Origin of the sequence: Oceanirhabdus sp. W0125-5, from assembly GCF_027938815.1 — a bacterium.
Classification (GTDB): Bacteria; Bacillota; Clostridia; order Clostridiales; family Clostridiaceae; genus Oceanirhabdus.
Window position 1 is genome coordinate 2,587,802 of record NZ_CP115913.1, and the last position, 19,561, is coordinate 2,607,362.

General features: G+C 28.5%; 16 protein-coding genes. 15 read left to right on the plus strand and 1 reads right to left on the minus strand.

The genetic code is table 11. The annotated features are described in order from the left end of the window. The first annotated feature begins 117 nt into the window (after window positions 1-117). Window positions 118-951 (plus strand): hypothetical protein, encoded by an 834-nt coding sequence (locus OW730_RS11975; RefSeq protein WP_271229245.1) that lies wholly within the window; start codon window positions 118-120, stop codon window positions 949-951. A gap of 65 nt (window positions 952-1,016) precedes the next feature. Then, window positions 1,017-1,616 carry a 50S ribosomal protein L25 gene (locus OW730_RS11980; protein ID WP_271229246.1) on the plus strand — a complete coding sequence of 200 codons (600 nt, stop codon included), beginning with the start codon at window positions 1,017-1,019 and terminating at the stop codon, window positions 1,614-1,616. 44 nt (window positions 1,617-1,660) lie between these two features. On the opposite strand, the gene OW730_RS11985 is transcribed toward OW730_RS11980, so the two are convergent. Further along, entirely contained in the window at window positions 1,661-1,933 is a 273-nt protein-coding gene (locus tag OW730_RS11985) for a hypothetical protein (protein ID WP_271229247.1), read from the minus strand. A gap of 153 nt (window positions 1,934-2,086) precedes the next feature. Between OW730_RS11985 and OW730_RS11990 the strand changes: the two genes are divergently transcribed. From OW730_RS11990 to OW730_RS12050, 13 genes are all read left to right on the plus strand, one after another. After that, on the plus strand, window positions 2,087-3,811 hold the full coding sequence (locus tag OW730_RS11990) for a phospho-sugar mutase (RefSeq protein ID WP_271229248.1): 1,725 nt from the start codon (window positions 2,087-2,089) through the stop codon (window positions 3,809-3,811). A gap of 22 nt (window positions 3,812-3,833) precedes the next feature. After that, the gene (locus OW730_RS11995) at window positions 3,834-4,898 is read left to right on the plus strand and encodes a tetratricopeptide repeat protein (protein ID WP_271229249.1); all 1,065 of its coding nucleotides are present in this window, start codon (window positions 3,834-3,836) and stop codon (window positions 4,896-4,898) included. A gap of 24 nt (window positions 4,899-4,922) precedes the next feature. Next, window positions 4,923-5,804 carry a UTP--glucose-1-phosphate uridylyltransferase GalU gene (gene galU / locus OW730_RS12000; protein WP_271229250.1) on the plus strand — a complete coding sequence of 294 codons (882 nt, stop codon included), beginning with the start codon at window positions 4,923-4,925 and terminating at the stop codon, window positions 5,802-5,804. A gap of 198 nt (window positions 5,805-6,002) precedes the next feature. Beyond that, window positions 6,003-7,901, plus strand: coding sequence for a polysaccharide biosynthesis protein (locus OW730_RS12005; protein WP_271229251.1), 1,899 nt, complete (start codon window positions 6,003-6,005; stop codon window positions 7,899-7,901). Between the two features lie 9 nt (window positions 7,902-7,910). Beyond that, window positions 7,911-9,011, plus strand: a complete 1,101-nt coding sequence (locus OW730_RS12010; RefSeq protein ID WP_271229252.1) for a DegT/DnrJ/EryC1/StrS family aminotransferase — start codon at window positions 7,911-7,913, stop codon at window positions 9,009-9,011. A gap of 61 nt (window positions 9,012-9,072) precedes the next feature. Further along, a complete protein-coding gene (locus tag OW730_RS12015; protein WP_271229253.1) occupies window positions 9,073-10,167 on the plus strand; it encodes a Gfo/Idh/MocA family protein in 1,095 nt (364 codons plus the stop codon). Between the two features lies 1 nt (window position 10,168). After that, the gene (locus OW730_RS12020; RefSeq protein WP_271229254.1) at window positions 10,169-10,909 is read left to right on the plus strand and encodes an acyltransferase; all 741 of its coding nucleotides are present in this window, start codon (window positions 10,169-10,171) and stop codon (window positions 10,907-10,909) included. A 191-nt stretch (window positions 10,910-11,100) separates the two neighbouring features. Then, the gene (locus OW730_RS12025; RefSeq protein WP_271229255.1) at window positions 11,101-11,739 is read left to right on the plus strand and encodes an acetyltransferase; all 639 of its coding nucleotides are present in this window, start codon (window positions 11,101-11,103) and stop codon (window positions 11,737-11,739) included. A gap of 161 nt (window positions 11,740-11,900) precedes the next feature. After that, complete coding sequence (locus OW730_RS12030; protein ID WP_271229256.1) at window positions 11,901-12,980, plus strand: leucine-rich repeat domain-containing protein; 1,080 nt, start codon at window positions 11,901-11,903, stop codon at window positions 12,978-12,980. Window positions 12,981-13,142: 162 nt separating this feature from the next. Further along, complete coding sequence (locus OW730_RS12035; RefSeq protein ID WP_271229257.1) at window positions 13,143-14,489, plus strand: O-antigen polymerase; 1,347 nt, start codon at window positions 13,143-13,145, stop codon at window positions 14,487-14,489. 129 nt (window positions 14,490-14,618) lie between these two features. Further along, entirely contained in the window at window positions 14,619-15,692 is a 1,074-nt protein-coding gene (locus OW730_RS12040; RefSeq protein WP_271229258.1) for a glycosyltransferase family 4 protein, read from the plus strand. A gap of 69 nt (window positions 15,693-15,761) precedes the next feature. Beyond that, window positions 15,762-17,381, plus strand: a complete 1,620-nt coding sequence (locus tag OW730_RS12045) for an asparagine synthetase B family protein (protein ID WP_271229259.1) — start codon at window positions 15,762-15,764, stop codon at window positions 17,379-17,381. A 75-nt stretch (window positions 17,382-17,456) separates the two neighbouring features. Beyond that, window positions 17,457-19,538, plus strand: a complete 2,082-nt coding sequence (locus OW730_RS12050) for a hypothetical protein (RefSeq protein ID WP_271229260.1) — start codon at window positions 17,457-17,459, stop codon at window positions 19,536-19,538. The last annotated feature ends 23 nt before the right edge of the window (window positions 19,539-19,561 follow it).

A 19,561-nucleotide genomic window follows, 5' to 3' on the forward strand; every position in this document is an offset into this window, starting at 1 on the left:
ATATAATATGTGTAATAATATGAACATGGGTAAAAAGAACTTTTTTATTTTTTAGAAATTAAGAAAATTGTTCTGTAAAATTAGATGAGATTGAAGATGCGAATAGGAGGATTTGATATGAGTTTCTATGAGGTGCCGACTAATGAAGTTATGAATTCATTAAAGAAAGTAATCAAGATGGGTGAAAAGGCAAAAATATCAAAAAAGGTTAATGTAGATGAGGCATTTTACAGAGAAGTTGTTTTATCAAAGAAAAGCTTTCTTTCCTTAAAAAAAAATGATTCTGGCATAGTATACTTAGACGAGAATAATAATGTTGTTACTGATGAAAAGTTATTAAAAAAACTAGGGAGAGATTTTTACTTTTATTCTGCATTTTTTGATGAAAGTAGCAATAACAGTTTAATAAATGCACTTCAAAATGAAGGCGATATCAAAAGGGATAGAAAAGATTATAATGAGGCTATAGAAGCAGCAGATATTTTAATTACTGAAGGTATAAAACAGGCTGAATTAATAAAAACTATTGCTGAAAAGGTACTTAAATTAAGAGAAAAAACCAATGAACTTCTTAATGACATAATGAATGAATATGCTGGATTTACTAAGGAAAATGGATATCTTAATGAAAAATTTCTTGAGGAAGTAAATGATAAATATAAAGAATTAATGAGAGTAAATTTTGAAAAAGTTCTTATTATAAATAAGGGATTAAATATTTATGATGATGTGCAAGACGCAGCACATAAAAAAAAGAAAAAGTTAACCGTTAGATTTAATACAAGTGTTGTATCACCTATGAATAAACTTGATTATGTAATATCTTATTTTAAGAGAATTATTAGAACGTATCAACCTGTAATTCATCTTAATATGATGCAATATGTTAAGCATCATGAAAAATTTGAAAAAAACAATGTTGAAGAGAGATTAACAATAATAAGAAAATAATCAGATAATATATGAATATTCTTTTCCCATTCTGTTAATAATAGAAAGGAATGGGAGGAATGTATATGAACTGTTTAAATTTAGTTAATAGAGAAAGAAAAAGAAAAAATAAAAATTCTGTTCCAGGGATTTTATATGGAAAAAACAGAGAAAATTTTCTTTTTGAAATAGGAGAAATTGAACTAGGCAAATATATTAGAGAGCATGGAGAACATGGAATTACCAGTGCAAATATAAATGGAAGTAATGAAATGGTTCTCATAAAAGAAATTCAGAGAGATTCAGTTAAACATAATATAATACATATTGATTTGGAAAGTATAGATAAAAATAAAGAGATATGTACAGAGGTACCTATTTACTTAGATCATGAAACAATGATAAAAAGTAATGGTGGAATTCTTCAGAAAGAGAAGAATAGTATAAAGGTAAAAGGCCCTGCAAGTTCAATTCCTGAAAAGATAAAAATTGATGTGGCTAACATGAGAGTTGGAGATATGATGAGAATTGCTGACTTAGAAATAGGCGAAGATTTAACTTTTATGGAACCTTTAAATAGTGTTGTCATGAGCGTTACACATGCAAAATATGTTGAAGAAGAAGTAGATATGACTACTAATGATATGCTAATAGATACTATATATAATGAATCACAACAAAGCTGACCTAAGGTCAGCTTTGTCTTATTCTTGATTTTAAATTGCAGTAATTAAAATGAATTCAATATTAATGCTGAAGTACAAGCTACAAATACTATAGTAATAAGGATGATAATTCCCATTAGAATAAGAGAAGCTTTTGCAAAATTTTTCTTATTCTCATTAGTTTCTGAAGAAAAAGCCCATACAATCAAAAGTACTAAACGAACTACTGGTATCATAAGAAGTAAAAGAGTAACTACCCAATCTCCTAAAGTCATTGGTGAAGATGTAGAATGATTAAAATCATTATTAGTTGATTCGTATGGTCTATTGTTGTCCATTTTACAGCCCCCTTAAAATTAATCTTGCTGTTATATTATGTTATATTATAACAAAAAATTCAAGAGTATTTAAAAAAAAATAACAAATTTCTTTAAGTTGTATATGTTAGGATAATTTAGTATAATTAATTTTGGATGTAAGGAGGGATTTATATGTATAAAAAGGTTGCAGATAAATGGATAGAAAGTGATTTTATAAGTGAAGAGTTTAAGGCGATAATTAAAGCTATGGATGAAAAAGAACTTGAGGAGTGTTTCTATAAAAATCTTGAATTTGGTACAGGTGGTTTAAGAGGTAAGATGGGGGTAGGTAGTAACAGAATGAATTATGTTACTATTGGTAAAGCTACTCAAGGGTTAGCTAATTATCTATTAGATAAATATGAAGGTAGTAATATAATAATAAATATAGCTTATGATTCAAGAAATAACTCAAAATATTTTAGTGAAGTTGTTGCAGGTGTTCTTTGTGGTAATGGAATAGAAGTCAATCTTTTTGATGATTTAAGACCTACTCCAGAACTTTCTTTTAGTATTCCAGTTTGTGGAGCTAAAGGTGGGATAGTTATTACAGCATCACATAATCCAAAGGAATACAATGGGTATAAAGTTTACAACGAATATGGCGGGCAGATTACAGATGATGCTGCTAGAGAAATAATTGATTCTGTAAATAAAGTTGAAAACTTTGAAGAGATAAAAAGAATATCTTTAGAGGAAGCTAAAGAAAAAGGTCTTCTAAATATTATTGGTGAAAATATAGATAAGCTTTATATGGAAAAGGTAAAACAATTAATTATAAGAAGAGATATGATTAATGAAAATGCTGATAAAATAAAGATTGTATATACTCCTATACATGGATCTGGTAATGTTCCTGTTAGAAGAGTACTGGATGAGTTAGGATTTAAAAATGTAGTTGTGGTTGAAGAACAGGAAAAGCCTAATGGTGATTTTCCTACAGTTCCATATCCAAATCCAGAAGATTCAAGAGCCTTTGAACTTGCGTTGAATTTAGCAAGAAGATTTGAGAGTGATATAGTAATTGGAACAGATCCGGATTGTGATAGAATAGGTGTACTTTGTAAAGATGGCGATGAATACTTTGTATTCAATGGAAACATGATAGGGATTTTAATAAGTGACTATTTATTATCTTCAATGAAAGAGAAATGTATTATGCCTGAAAATGGTGAAATAATAAAAACTATTGTTACAACAGACATGATTAAAAGGATTGCAGAAGATTATGGATGTTCAATAAGTGATGTATTAACAGGGTTTAAATATATTGGTGAAAAAATTTATGGATTTGAGAAATCTGGAGAGAAAAAATTTATTTTTGGACTTGAAGAGAGCTTTGGATATTTAAGTGGAGCTTTTGTCAAAGATAAAGATGCTGTTATTGCATCTGCATTAATATGTGAAATGGCATTATATTATAAACTTAAAAATCAGAGTTTAAAGGATAGATTATTTGAGTTATATGAGAAATACGGATATTTTAAAGAAGACCTAATTTCTATAACGTTAGAAGGAAAAGAAGGTGCAGAAAAAATAGCAGTAGCTATGGATAGATTAAGGAATATGAGTAATATTGACTTTAATGATTTCAATATTAAAGAAATACAAGATTATAATAAAAGTCAGTGTTTAATATGTGAAGAAAAGAAAATTGAAAAAATTAATCTTCCAAAATCAAATGTTCTTAAATTTATATTTACTGATGATTCATGGTTTGTTGTTAGACCTTCTGGAACAGAACCTAAGATTAAAATATATCTTAGCACAAATGGAAAAGATAAGGAAGAATTAAATGAAAAGAGAGAATCTCTTAAGACTCAAGTAGAGAATCTTATAGATATAATATTAAAGTAAAATAAAGAAACGTGGTGTGAATATGAAAATATTAGTTAGACTAAAGAAGAGACTTGAACAATTGGTGTTTATTGAACTTAAAGAAGGCGCACAAATAGGAACATATAAACTACCTAATGCTATTTATGTTGCAATTAGAAGTGATGAGCTCATAAATAAGGTTAAAGGTGGAGATAGCATGGAACATATACCACTTAGTATTTTATATGAGGGAATGTTCTTTGTTCTAGGGGCAGATGAAGACTTCAGATTTAATGACGATTATAGAAAGTTATTAAAGGCAAATGATGATTCAATAAAATTTATTAAGAGTAAAATCTTTAATTTAGTGAAAGAAGAAAAATTTGAAGATGCATTTATATTCTTAATGGGATTATCTAAAGTAGAAGAAACAAAAGAAGTATATGAAAAATTAATTGTTGTTACAGATAAGTTAAGAAATGAAGAGGAAGATTATACTGAAATTGAAATGAAAATATTGAATAGAGCTAAAGGCTTTGGTGGATTTCCTCTTCCACATCTATATGATGCACTTATTAAAAGAGATCAAGGGGATTTCATATTTGCAATGGAAGCGTTACAGAAGTATTTGGAGTTAGGTGGAAAGGAAGATAATGATATTATTGAATTTAAACAAAATCTTTCTGCAATTTTAAGTTATGATAAAGGTAAGGAATTATCAATAACAGATCCTAAAGCATCTTTAGAAATATTAATTCCATTAATGTCTGTATTAGGAGATAGTGCAGAATATTATTATCATATAGCAGTTGCATATAGAAACTTAGAAAATTATGAGAAAGCAATATATTATTTAAATGAAGCCTTCTCAATAGATAAAAGGTTATTAGAGGTTTATAATGAGTTTGGTATTAATTATGCAGCTTTAGGAGATTATGATAAAGCAATTCAATACTTTGAAAAAGCATTTGAGCAGAGTAAGTCTATAGAGTTAGCAACTAATATTGTTATGTGTTATATTCATAATAACAATATGAAAAAAGCTAAAGAGGCGCTTGAAGAAGCAATAAAAATTGATCCGAATGATGATATTGTTCAGCAGTTAAGAGAATATTATAAAATTTAATGTTTTTTATAGGAGGACGAGATAATGAAGGTTAAAAAGGCGGTAATTCCAGCGGCGGGGCTTGGTACAAGGTTTTTGCCTGCAACAAAGGCTCAACCTAAGGAAATGTTACCTATAGTAGATATACCAACAATTCAGCATATTATTCAAGAGGCTGTTGATTCTGGTATAGAAGATATATTGATTATTACAGGTAGAAATAAAAAATCAATAGAAGATCACTTTGATAAATCTTTTGAATTGGAAACAACTCTTGAACAAAAAGGTAAGAAGGAACTACTAGAGGAAGTACAAAAAATTTCAAATATGGTTAATCTTCATTTTGTAAGACAAAAAGAAGCTAAAGGATTAGGTCATGCAATTTTATGTGCTAAAAGTTTTGTTGGAGATGAACCTTTTGCAGTACTACTTGGAGATGATATTGTTTATAATGCTGAAAAACCATGTTTAAAACAACTTATTGATTGTTTCGAAGAAAAATCATCTTCAGTATTAGGGGTGCAGAAGGTAGATTATGAAAATGTAAATAAATATGGAATATTAAAATGTGAAGAAGTTAGTGAGTATACATATAAAGTTAGTGATATGGTTGAAAAACCAAATAAAGAGGAAGCACCTTCAAATGTTGCTATTCTTGGTAGATATGTTATTACTCCAAAAATATTTGAGTTATTAGAGAATACAAAGCCTGGTAAGGGTGGGGAGATTCAACTGACTGATGCACTTAAAGAATTATTAAGTTATGAAAGTGTATATGGATATGTATTTCAGGGTAGAAGATATGATGTTGGTGATAAACAAGGGTTCTTAGAAGCAACATGTGAATTTGCTTTAAGAGATGATAAGCTTCGTGAAGGCTTTAAAAAATATCTGAAAGAACTAAATGATAGAAATTATATATTATAATAATAAAGAGAAGGATATCCTTCTCTTTATTATTTACATAAATTTAAATATACTGTTAATTCATTGATACGTATATAATATAATGTTTTATTTAAGTAAAAAATATAGTACAATAAAAAAAGAATAATTATTAGCATTTATTAGAGATAAAAGAAATGCATACTTATGATTAAAATTAGAGCAAAAGGTGGTTAAGGTATGAAGAAGGACTATAAGTTGTTAATAATAGATAATATTTTTATATTAGGATGCTTATATTTAGCTTTATTATTAAAATTTGATTTTAAGATTCAGCAGGATTATATTCAATTATTTGAAGTATCAATAATTCCATTATTGGTAATTGTTTCAATAACAAATATTATATTTAATTTATATGAGAGTGTATGGAAATATGCATCTTTTGAAGAATTTCTAAAGGTATTATATTCATTATCCATATCTAATATAATATTTATGATATTTTCCTACATTAGTACAAAAATTTTTGTAAATAACGGAATAATTGATTTAAAATACTATAGGTTCCCATATAGTGTAATTATAATTTCTTGGTGTTTATCTATTGGTGCTCTAACAGGGATTAGACTTTATATAAAAAATAAACATTCAAAGCGAAAAGAAAAATGCACTAATGGTAAGAATCTTCTTATTATAGGTGCTGGAGACGCTGGGGTTATGATCAATAAAGAAATTAGTAGACATGAAGAACTGAAATATAATGTTGTAGGATTTATTGATGATGATGAGAGTAAAAAAGGTATGCTTATCGGGGGTATAAAGGTTTTAGGTAATAGAAATGATATAGAAAGAATATGTAAGGAATATGATATAAGCGATGTACTTGTAGCGATACCTTCAGTAGAGAAAAAGAAGAGAAAAGAGATACTTAACATTTGTAAGAAAACTGGATGTAAACTTAAGATGATACCTGGTATTTTTGAAATAATAAATGGTAATGTGGATGTATCACATATAAGAGATGTAAAGTTAGAAGATATTTTAGGAAGAGAAGAAGTTAAGTTAAATGTAAACAATATAGAAAAATATATAAAAGAAAAGGTTGTTATGATTACTGGTGGAGGTGGATCAATTGGTTCTGAACTTTGCAGACAGATTGCAGAATTCAATCCAAGCAAAATACTTGTTTTAGAGATATATGAAAATACATCATATTATTTACAAAGAGAATTACAAAGAAAATTTCCAGAAGTTGATGTTGAAATAATAATAGCATCTATTAGGGACCTTCCAAGACTAAGAAATGTTTTTGAGAAATACAAACCACATGTTGTGTTTCATGCTGCAGCGCATAAACATGTGCCGATAATGGAATTGAATCCAAGTGAAGTTGTAAAGAATAATATTATAGGAACTTATAACGTGGTTAGCTGCAGCCATGAATATGATGTTAAAAGATTTGTATTAATAAGTACTGATAAAGCTGTTAATCCAACTAATATTTATGGAGCTTCAAAAAGATATTGTGAAAAAATCGTGCAAGCTTTTAGTTCATTTAGTAAAACAGAATTTGTAATTGTACGTTTTGGAAATGTTTTGGGTAGTAATGGATCCATAATTCAGATATTTAAAGACCAAATCGCATCTGGAGGACCTGTAACATTAACTCATCCAGAAATAACAAGATTCTTTATGACGATACCAGAGGCAAGTCAGTTGGTAATACAAGCAGGCGCAATGGCTCATGGTGGAGAAATTTTTGTGTTAGACATGGGTGAACCTGTTAAAATGTATGATTTAATAAAAGATATGATTAGATTATCTGGTTTAGAGCCAGAAAAAGACATTAAAATTGAAATAATTGGTCTTAGACCTGGTGAAAAGTTATATGAAGAATTGTTAATGGATAATGAAAAACTTAAAACAACTGAGCATCATAAGATATTTGTGGAGAAGCCAAAGGAAATTTCTTTTGCATATATTGATAGAGGAATTGAAGAATTTAAGAATGCATTAAGAAAAGGTAATGATGCCGTGTTGTTTGATATAATGGAAAAATATGTTGAGACCTATAAGAAGCAAAATCTTGAAGAACAATTAGATGAAGCTGCTGTTGATATAGAGGATCAAAAATAGGAGGGCACTATGAAAGTAAATTTATTGGATTTAAAGATACAATATGAGAATATAAAAGACGAAATAAAGCAAGCAATTGATAATGTATTAGAATCAGGAAATTTCATAATGGGTGAGAATGTTAAAAAGCTTGAAGAAGAGGTAGCAGAATTTTGTGGAGTTAAGAGAGCAATTGCAGTTGCTAATGGAACAGATGCTATTTTACTATCTCTTAGAGCTTTAGGTATAAATGAGGGGGATGAGGTTATTACTTCTCCTTTTACATTCTTTGCTTCAGCTGAGACTTCATCCTTAATTGGAGCAAAACCAGTGTTCGTGGATATTAATCCTGAAACCCTATGTATTGATGAAACTAAAATTGAAGAAGCAATAACAGAGAAAACAAAAGCAATTATCCCTGTTCATATATTTGGTCAGATGTGCAATATGGATAAAATAATGGAAATTGCAAAAAAACATGATTTAGTAGTGATAGAAGATGCATGTCAGGCAATTGGTGCTGAATACAAAGGAGTTAAAGCTGGTAATTTTGGAAATTCTGGTACATTCTCCTTTTTCCCAACAAAAAATTTGGGAGCATACGGAGATGCGGGAATGATTGTAACTAATGATGAGGAATTAGCAGATAAGTTATGTATGTTAAGACAACATGGAACAAAGAAAAAATACATGCATGAAATGATTGGACATAATAGTAGATTAGATGAAATTCAAGCTGCAATATTAAGGGTAAAACTAAGGTATTTAGAACAGTGGACTGAAGACAGAAGAAGAAATGCTGAGATATATGATAATATGTTGAAAGATATAAATGTAAAAACACCTATAGAGATGGAAGAAAGAAGACATGTATATCATCAATATTGTATATTAGTGGATAATAAAGAAGAAGTGATGGCTTTCCTTAAAGATAAAGGAATTGGTTGTGGGAATTATTATCCTATTCCAGTTCATCAGTTACCAATATACAAAGAAGCAGGATATACAAATCTTAAGTTAAATGTTTGTGAAGATGCTTGTAGAAAATCCATTGCTCTTCCAATGTATCCAGAGCTAAATGAAGAACAACAGAAGTATGTAGTTGAGTGTTTAAAAGAAATAGTAAAATAATAGGTATCTTCTGATATTAAACAATAATTATTAAAAAATACTACAGTAAGGGGCCGAATTCATGAATAAGATAAAAATTGCAATAATAGGATGTGGAAGGATATCTTATAAACACGTAGAGGCTGCGGTTAATAATAGTGCAGTATGTGAAATCACAGCGTTATGTGATCCGATTATTGAAAAAGCTGAAGAGAAAATGAGAGAGTATAAAGAGAAAGCTGGAATAGAAGCTAAAGTTTATCCTGATTATAAGGAGGCATTAGAGCGCGAAGACATTCAAATGGCTGTAATTGCAACTGAGAGCGGATACCATGCAGAAATAGCAATATATTGTCTTGAAAAGGGATTACATGTGTTGGTTGAAAAACCTATGGCTCTTTCTACTAAAGATGCAGAAAATATGATTGAGATTGCAAAGAAGAACAATGTTAAATTAGGTGTTTGTCATCAAAATAGATTCAATCCTCCTATTCAGAAATTGCGCAGAGCAATAGATAAAGGTGGATTTGGTAGAATAATTAACGGTACAGCCAGAATACTATGGAATAGAAACCAAGGATACTATACTCAGGCACCTTGGAGGGGTACATGGGAATTAGATGGTGGAACTTTAATGAACCAATGTATTCATAATATAGATCTTCTTCAATGGATGATGGGAAGTGAAGTGCATAGCATATATTCTCAATGTGATACTTTTATGAGAGATATTGAAGGTGAAGATTTTGGAGCTATAATCATAAGATTTAAGAATGGGTCAATTGGGATAATTGAAGGGACTGCATGTGTATATCCTAAAAACTTAGAAGAAACTCTTAGTATTTTTGGAGAAAAAGGTACTGTATGTATTGGAGGACTTGCAGTAAATAATATAGAAACTTGGAAGTTTGAAAGTGAAGAATTGAATAATCAACAAATATCTAATGGAGAAGAACCAGATAGTGTTTATGGATATGGACATACTCCGTTATATAAAGACTTTATTAATGCTATTATTAATAATGTTGAGCCGCTTATCAGTGGAGAAGAAGGGAAAAAAGCTATGGAAATTATTTTAGGAGCCTATAAGAGTAGACTTTTAGATAAAAAAGTTAATTTCCCAATAGGAGATTTTTCAACACTTCAAATGAAAAATATAAGACAAAGAGGGGAATAAGATGCAATATATAAGTTTTAACGCTTCTATAGGGGAAAAAGTACAGGTTGGAAGATTTTCGGTTATAGAGGATAATGTTAAAATTGGTGATAATTGTGTTATAGGAAATAATGTGGTAATACATGAGGACACAATAATTGGTAATAACGTTAGAATTGATGATAATACAGTTATAGGTAAAAAACCTATGAGGTCTGTAAATAGTGCTCTTAGACAGAGTGATAATCACAAAGGGGCAATTATTGGTGATGAATGTTTAATAGGAGCTAATGTTGTTATTTATTGTGGTTGTGTGATTGGAGATAAGACACTTGTTGCTGATTTAGCGTCTATAAGAGAAGACGTAACAATAGGTATGAAGACTATTGTTGGAAGAGGGGTTGCTATAGAAAATCAATGTGTCATAGGTGAATTTTGCAAGTTGGAAACAAACTGTTATATTACCGCATATTCTGAACTAGGTGATAGAGTGTTTGTTGCACCAGGGGTGACTACTTCCAATGATAACTATGCAGGAAGAAGTGAAAAGCGATTTGATGAATTCAAAGGAATTGTAGTGAAAAAAGGTGGGAGAATTGGAGCAGGAGCTACAATATTGCCCGGGAAAGTAATTGAAGAAGATGGATTTGTATCAGCTGGAGCTGTTGTAACAAAGGATGTACCATCAAAAAAAATTGTTGTGGGATGTCCTGCAAAGGTATTAAGAGATGTTCCAGAAGATCAATTGTTAGAAAATCAATAAATATTATTAAAGCTCAATTTATCAAAGTTGAGCTTTGAATTTTTTCTTCTTTATGAACCAATAATTTATTAATCAGTGTTTGTATGTGTTTAAATAGTACTACTATATTGAATGGTTTTTACTGTGTGAAAAAATGTAGAGAAGCACGGGGGCTATAACCTAGCACATTTGATAGAAATGGAGAAATTTGTATGGAGAAGATTATTATAGTTGGCGGTGGAGGTCATTGTAAAGTCATAATTGATATCATAAGGTTGGGGAAGGAATATGAGATTTGGGGCATAATAGATAACATTGGTAATCAAATTATGGGAGTTCCAGTAATAGGGAAAGACGAGGATTTAAAGAGAATTTTTTTAAGTGGTGTTACTAATGCAGCTATTGGTATAGGGGGATTAAATAATCCTAGTTTGAGATGGAGGATTTATAAAGAGTTAAAATGTATTGGGTTTAAGTTGCCGGTACTAATTCATCCTAAAGCATGTGTTTCAGACTACTCTAAAATAAGTGAAGGAACATGTATAATGGCTGGGGCAAAAATAAACCCTGCAGTCCAAATGGGGAAAATTAACATAATTAATACAGGAGCAATTGTGGAACATGACTGTTGTATAGGAGATAATGCACATATAAGTCCAGGGGCTGTAGTGTGTGGTGGATGCACCATTGGGGGAAATGCCCAGGTGGGGGCTAATTCCGTTGTGATTCAAGGGATTTCTATTAAAGAAAATTCCATAATTGGAGCAGGCTCAGTAGTGACTAGAGACATTGAAGAAAATTCAATTGCGTATGGCAATCCAGCAAAAGTTACACGGAAGAATTTTATTTGATTTCATAAATTGAATATTTTAAAGGCTGAAGATAAATTAGGAGAGGATTATTATAATAACATGGCGAAATAAATAAATAATGCTTTTTTTATAACTGTTAGTCGATAAAATAAAAAAAATGGTTTGAAGTTTTTATATGAGAAAAGATAGGAGTGGGTAATGTGTTAGAAAAAGCTAAGAAAATGTCAAAGGATAAAAAAGTAATTATTCCACTTATTGTGATAATTATATTAGCTGTAAGTATAATAGTACCTAAACTAATGCCTAAAGATAAAAAAGTTGAATTACCATATGCAAATAATGTTGTGAAATTTGAAGATAAAGATTTAGAAAGGATTATTAGGGTTAAAACAGGAAAACTTTGGGGTGATATATATACAGAAGATGTTTTTGGGATAGAAAGCATAGATATATCAAAACAGAATATCAAATCATTAAAAGGATTAGAGGAATTTTGGAACTTAAATACATTAATAGCTAATAATAACCAAATTGAAAATATAGAATCATTAAAGAATCTTAATAAATTATCTTATGTGGATTTATCATCGAATAGTATAAGAGATATTTCAACATTTATAGGCAATACAAATATTCTGACTTTAAAATTAAGTACTAATAGAATAAGTAATATTAGTGCATTAGCAAATACAAATATTAAAAGTTTATTTATTGATAATAATCATATTTATGATCTTAAAACTTTAAAAACTATGAAATCTTTAGATATACTAAGCATAAGAAGTAACTTTCTTAATAGTTATGATGATATACTGACACTTACCAAGTTGGAATATTTGGATTTGAGTGGGAATTGTATAAGTGAGATTGAAGGAATAGAAAATTTAACAGAACTTAAAACTCTTAGATTATCTGGGAATGGTATTGATAACTTAAACTTTATCTTGGAATTAGAAAATTTACAATGGCTCGATTTAAGTAATAATAGAATTACGAATTTAAGTGGGATTGAAAAATTAAGTGAATTAAAAAATCTTGATTTATCTAAAACGTTTATTACGGATATTACGCCAATTAAAGAACTTAATGAATTACAAAGTATTGATTTAAGAGTTACACCAGTAAAAAATATAGAAACTTTAGCTTCATTAGATAACTTAATTGAGATATTCCTCGATAAGGAAGTAGATAGAACACCTATTAAGATATTTTATAATAAGTTGAGAAAAGCTGATGAGTATACAAAAGCTTTTTTGATTAAAAATAACTATTATGATTAATATGGAAACTGGCATATTAAAGTTAATTTATTTAAATAGATTAATGGGATTTTATTCAAACAAATGTTTAAAAGCAAAGAATAAAGAACAAATCATTTGTTCTCTGCTCTTTGATATTTGGATTTTATAAATAATTAGTCTAAAATTGAGGATGTGATTATTTTGAGTATTAAAATTTTAATAATATTAGCAGTGTTCTCAATTAGTACATATTTATTTTATAAAGCTAGTGGAACATTGGCAATTAATAAATTAAATATTGTATCATATATATATTATATTTTTATGATTACTGCATTTATGGGAGGAAGTTTAATTTTTTTAGGATACAGGGAGCATTACATAATAAAATCGCTGTTGATAAATCCTTCTTCAATTAATATTACTTTTATGTTTATTTTGTATTGCGCTATAGTTCTTCCTTTGACGTTAATTTTGTTTTTAAAATTATTCAAGGTTAATCCTAATAAAGAGTACAATAATTATCTTAAGAAAGATGTAATACTAGAATATGAAAGAGAAGCATTCTTGCTTGTAAGTTTGATATCTATTTTATGTATATTACTTAGTGTTTATATGTTTATAAAAATGGGTAGGGTTCCATTGTTGGACTTGATTTTTAAGTCAGATGCCAATGTTAGTGAATTAAAAAAAGAAATTTCCAAAAACTTTTATTTAAATTCATATATTAAAAATTTATTTATTTTAACATTAACACCATTGTTATCTTACTTTACTTATATATATGCAAATATTACTGTAGATAAGAAATGGATTATGTTATTTGGATTATTATTTACTACAAGTATTTTTGTAAAGACATATGATTATTCAATGGTTTCAGTTATATTTTATATTGTGATTTTTATTTTTATTCATATTCTGATATTTGGTAAACTAACCAATAAGATAATTCCATGGGGAATAGTATGTGTGGGAATCGTAATATTCATGTATACAAGAAGTGGATATAAATTTGAACACATTTTTGATATTTACAATGGGCCAATAGGGGAAATAATATTTACCACAGTGGGCACCTTATTTCTACACTTTGATTTATTTCCTAACTTTTTACCTTTCTTAGGGGGTAGAAGCTTTTCCCCTGCTGTTATGGGAGTATTTACAGAAAAAATGACTCATGTTAGGTCGGGTAGAGTAGTAATGGAATTTTATTCTCCATATGGAATTCATGAAGGAACTGCAAATGTCATGAATTCTAATTTTATAGGAGAGGCATATGCAAATTATGGATATAGTGGAGCTTTATTAGCACCTATATATGTTGGGATTTTTTTAGCAATAGTATATTTTGCTTTTCTGAGAATAAAGAAGAAACCAGATAATATGATGATATATATTGCTTTTGTTGTTTTCTTTAGCACCACTTTAAACGGAGGATTTTTCGATTATATTTATAATTTTAATATTATTTTTATTATGGTGGGCTTAATTTCATTTAAATTTCTAGTTAGAATATTGAATAGATTTACTAATAAAGATACATAAGAATTTATTGGATTTTAAGTGGAAAGATTTGCAGTATTCTACTTAAAATGAATTCAATCAAAAAACTTAACATAATAGATGAAAACACATGAGTAAAAGAGCTTACTCAATGTTAAGATGGAGGAATTTATGAAGATATGTTTTTTAGCTGATGCAGGCAGCAGTCACACTATAAAATGGTGTGATTTTTTTAAGAAAATAGGATATGAGGTTCATGTAATATCTTTTAATTATGGAGAAATTGTAGGGGTTAAAGTCCATACATTAGGTATAGATAAAAAAGATATAAACGTGGATACATCCTTAAAAAAAATTAGATATATTACTAAATTATTTGAGATAAAAAAGATAATAAAGAAAATATCACCGGATATATTACATGCTCATTATGCTTCAAGTTATGGTTTAATTGGAGCACTTACATCATTCCATCCATATATATTGTCTGTTTGGGGAAGTGATGTTTACTTATTTCCAAAGAAGGGAAAAATATTTAAGAAGATATTAGAGTTCAATTTGAAAAATGCAGATATAATATTTTCAACTAGTAAACATATGGCTGTAGAGACTAATAAGTATTCAAAGAAGTCAATTGTTTTAACTCCATTTGGGATTGATGTTCAAAAATTCAAGCCATATGAAGTTAAGAAGAGTGATGAAAAAATTAGAATATGCATAATAAAATCTCTTGAGAAGGTATATGGAATTGATTTAGCAATAAAGGCTTTTAGTGAGCTATGTGAGAGATATGATGATCTTGAATTGATTATAGGTGGAGATGGAACTCAAAAAGAAGCTTTAATCAAATTGGCAGATGAATTAGGGCATGGTGAGAAAATTAATTTTTTAGGGAAATTAAATTGGAAAGAAATTGTTGATGTATATAATAGCTGTCACTTTGGGGTTTTCCCATCTATGAGTGAAAGTTTTGGTGTATCAGCACTAGAAGCACAGGCATGCGGTATTCCTGTAATTGTCAGTGATGTAGGGGGCTTCCCAGAGGTTGTAGATAATAATAATAGCGGGTTTATTTTTGAAAAAGGTAATTTAGATGAATTAAAAAAGCTTATGGAAAAATTAATAAATAGTAAACAATTAAGAGATTCTATGGGGATAAGAGGAAGAGAATTTGTTTTATCTAATTATAAGGAAGAAGACTGTTTCAAAGAAGTAATAAACATTTATGATGAGATAATTAAATGATAGGAAAAGTTAAGACGTCTTTAAGGATAAACTTCAAAAAGGATTGATTAAATTGAATAGGGTGGTTGTATGATACAATGTAAATTTAACAATTTGGTGGTAAAAGATAATATTCAATATGCTTTTAAAGGGTATTTATACTATAATAATTGTTATTATGAGAATCAAAATATTGAATCTTTGATTTTAAATATGAATTTAAAAAATATCAAATCTGAAATTGTTGAGTTCAATGGTAATTTTTTTACCTATTATGAAAATGAAGAATATGTATGGGCTGCTGTAGATAAAGTGCGCAGCATGCCTGTTTTTTATAGTTATAATGGAAGTGATTTATACATTAGCGATGATGTTTATTGGATAGAAGAAAAAATTGAAAAATGTGAAATTGACAATAATTGCGTTAGTGAGTTTTTGTGTAGTGGTCTTGTTAGTGGGAGAAATACTTTATATAAAGAAATAAAACAAATTGAAGCAGGACAGTATATATTATTTTGTAAGAAGACTGGAGAAATAAAAAGAAAACAATATTATAGATATGTTCATAATAATTATTTTCAGTGTAATTACGAACAAATAGATGAAATATTTTTTGATGTATTAAATGATGTTTTTAAAAGATTAATCAAAAGTGTAAATGGAAGGACTTTATATGTACCTCTGAGTTCAGGATTGGACTCTAGATTAATTGTACTGATGCTTAAAAAACTAGGTTATGATAAAGTGGTTACATATAGTTATGGCAAGAAAAATAATTTTGAATCAAATTTATCCAAAAAAATTAGTGATAAACTAGGTTATGAGTGGTTTTTTGTTGAATATAGTAATTCTCTATGGAAGGAATGGTATGCTTCAGAAGAATATAAAAGATATTGTAAGTTAGCACATTCCTTTGTTTCAACACCACATTTTCAAGATTGGCCAGCAGTTTGGATGCTTAAAAAGCAAAAATTAATAAGTGAGGATGCTGTCTTTGTACCTGGACATACAGGTGACTTTTTAGCAGGATCATTTTTACCATATAAATTTTGTGATTCTACAAAAGAAGTTGAGAATGAATGCATAATAAAACCTATTCTAGATAGACATTATAGTTTTAGGGGGCATTTGAAAAAAAGTGATAAGAAGTATGAGGATTTTAAACATAAAATTCTTGAAAATGTTAAGGATTTATTTGATGGAACTTTAAATGGGGCATCAAATGCTGTTGAATGTTGGGTATGGAAAGAGCGACAAGCAAAATTTATAACAAACTCTTTGAGAGTTTATGAATTTTGGGGATATGATTGGAGAATTCCTTTTTGGGATAGTTGTATGCTGGAATTTTTTCAAAGATTAAAACTTGAAGATAGATATTTAAAGAGATATTATAAAAGATTTGTCTTGAAGTTAAGTAGAGAAAAATTAGGAGAAGTATTTGCTAAAGAGGAAGATACTAATAAAAGTTTAAAAAGTATTGATATAAAGGACTTACTTAGAGATACTAATATGATTCAAATAGCACGGGACTTAAATGCTATGAAGAAAAGAGTTTTATATAAAAAGGAGTATGAGAATCAGCCCTTATATATGTATGGAATCATGAGTTTAGATGAATTTAAATCAAGATATACTGGATGGCAGGGGATAAATTCATTTATAGCTGAAGATGTATATGACTTAGTAAAAAGTAATGATTATAACAGTTAAGTGTTTAAAATAAAATATTGGTTCATTTAACTTCTCGTAAATGATAGGAAAGGTTAAATGAAATGAGGTAAAAAGATGAGTATAGTATTTAGATTAAAAAACTTATTTTTAGATGGAAAATTAGATAAACTTTATAAGTATATAGCAATATTTTTTGTAGCAACATGTTACATTGCTACTCTATTTTATGGAGGAAAAGTATTAGAGCTTACAAAGTATTTATTATTTCAGATAATATTTATTTATTTCCAAGGAAGATTTATATTCAGGTTATTAAAATTAAAATTTCAAGGAGCTTCTAAGGTTGCCATTTGCTATGGATTTGGTATAGCCGCTACAATTATTGAATATCTTTTATTTTTTACTATCAATCATAAAAGCGGAGTTTTATACATTGGTGCGGCATTTGCTATTATAGAAGTTGGTTTTTATTACAAAGAGTTTAAGAACAGTAAATCAATAATTCCTATTGAATTTACTAAAATACCACCAGAAATATGGTTTATTTTTTGTGTGTTATTTTTTATAACCTTCTTTGGCTTTGTACTTGGTAATCCTCTTCCAGATGAAATTGGACGAATGAAATATAATCAAGATCTGTTGTGGAGTATTGGTAATACTGAAGCACTTTTAAGACAATTTCCACCCACAGACCCAAGAATGGTAGGTATACCATTTATATATCATTGTTTCTTAAATGTACATTTAGCAGTTATGAGTTTTATTACTAAAATAAATCCAACTGTACTATTTTTTAAATATTCAATAGGTGGTAAGCTGTTTTTTCTTGTTACAGCAACTTATGCATTTGGAGAAAAGTTTTTTAATAACAAGAATAAAGGTGTAATTTTAACTTGGGTTTATTTTTTTACTAATTGCGCCAGTATGTATTTAGCATTTTCAAGAGGGTTTGGAGTTTTTCTTAACTCTAATTTTAAACATCTTACGGACAATCCTTTTGGATTAGAACTATCAATGGCTCTTCTTATGACTTTTTCCATTATACTTATGGATATATTCAGAGAAGATAAAATAGAAATAAATAATGTTGCTGCATCAGTTATGCTGTTTTTTGCATTAAGCGGTACAAAAGGACCATTGGCACTTATGATAGTTTTAGTATTGTTTGCTGTATATGTACTTAAGATTATTTTAAGAAAAAGAGATAATAGAATACTTATACTTACTGTAGTATTTAGCTCTATATTTTTTGTCATATTTAACCTTGTACTTTCAAGTGGAAGTTCAGATCTTAATTTCAAGTTAGGGTATATAGTAAGTGCAACATTAATTGGTCAAAAGATAACATCATTAGGTGTTGGCGATAATATAAAGGAGATCCTTAATATAGCAGCGATACCTCTTCATTATTTTTTATATCTTCCTTTTGCATCTATTCCCTTTATTGTATGGTTTGTTGGAAAGGTAAAGAGAATAAAAGACACAAGAAATATAGAATTTTTTATAGGTGGATATGTTATAGTAGGGTGTATATGCGCATACATATTTCAGCATTACGGACATTCAGAAATATATTTTATAATGGCTGCAATCCCATTTATGGAGTTATGTGCTTTAGATTGGGTATTTAAAAATCATAAATCTTTAAAGAAAATTGGAGTTGCTTTTATTATAATGACTTTTGTAATTGCATCTATTACTACTGTTTATATAACAGTACATCAATTTAAAAAAGGGGTACATAATGTTAAGTATATAATTAAAAGATATAACTATGAAAAAACTCCTTATGTAAATGCAATAACAAAATATGAGTATGAAGCTATGAAGTGGCTTGAAAAAAATACTGACTATGAAGATATAATAGCAGGGGATAGGCACTATTATACTGAAAAAAATACTGATATAGCATCAAGGTATTTTTATTACTCTGCCTTTTCAAATAGACAGTTTTATTTAGAAAGCTGGTTCTATATGTATGCTCCAAAAGACTATAAAGAAGAGATAAAGAGAAGAAAAAAAATTAATGATAATATTTATGACAATAATATTGATGATTATGAAATTTTAAAAGAAGAAAATATTGAATATGTTGTGGTTTCATCGTATATAAATGCAGATTTAGAATTAACTAAAAATTATCTCGAAAAGGTTTTTGAAAATAGGGATGTGAAAATATACAAGGTGGAGAACTAGTATGATAACTCTATGGATTTAAC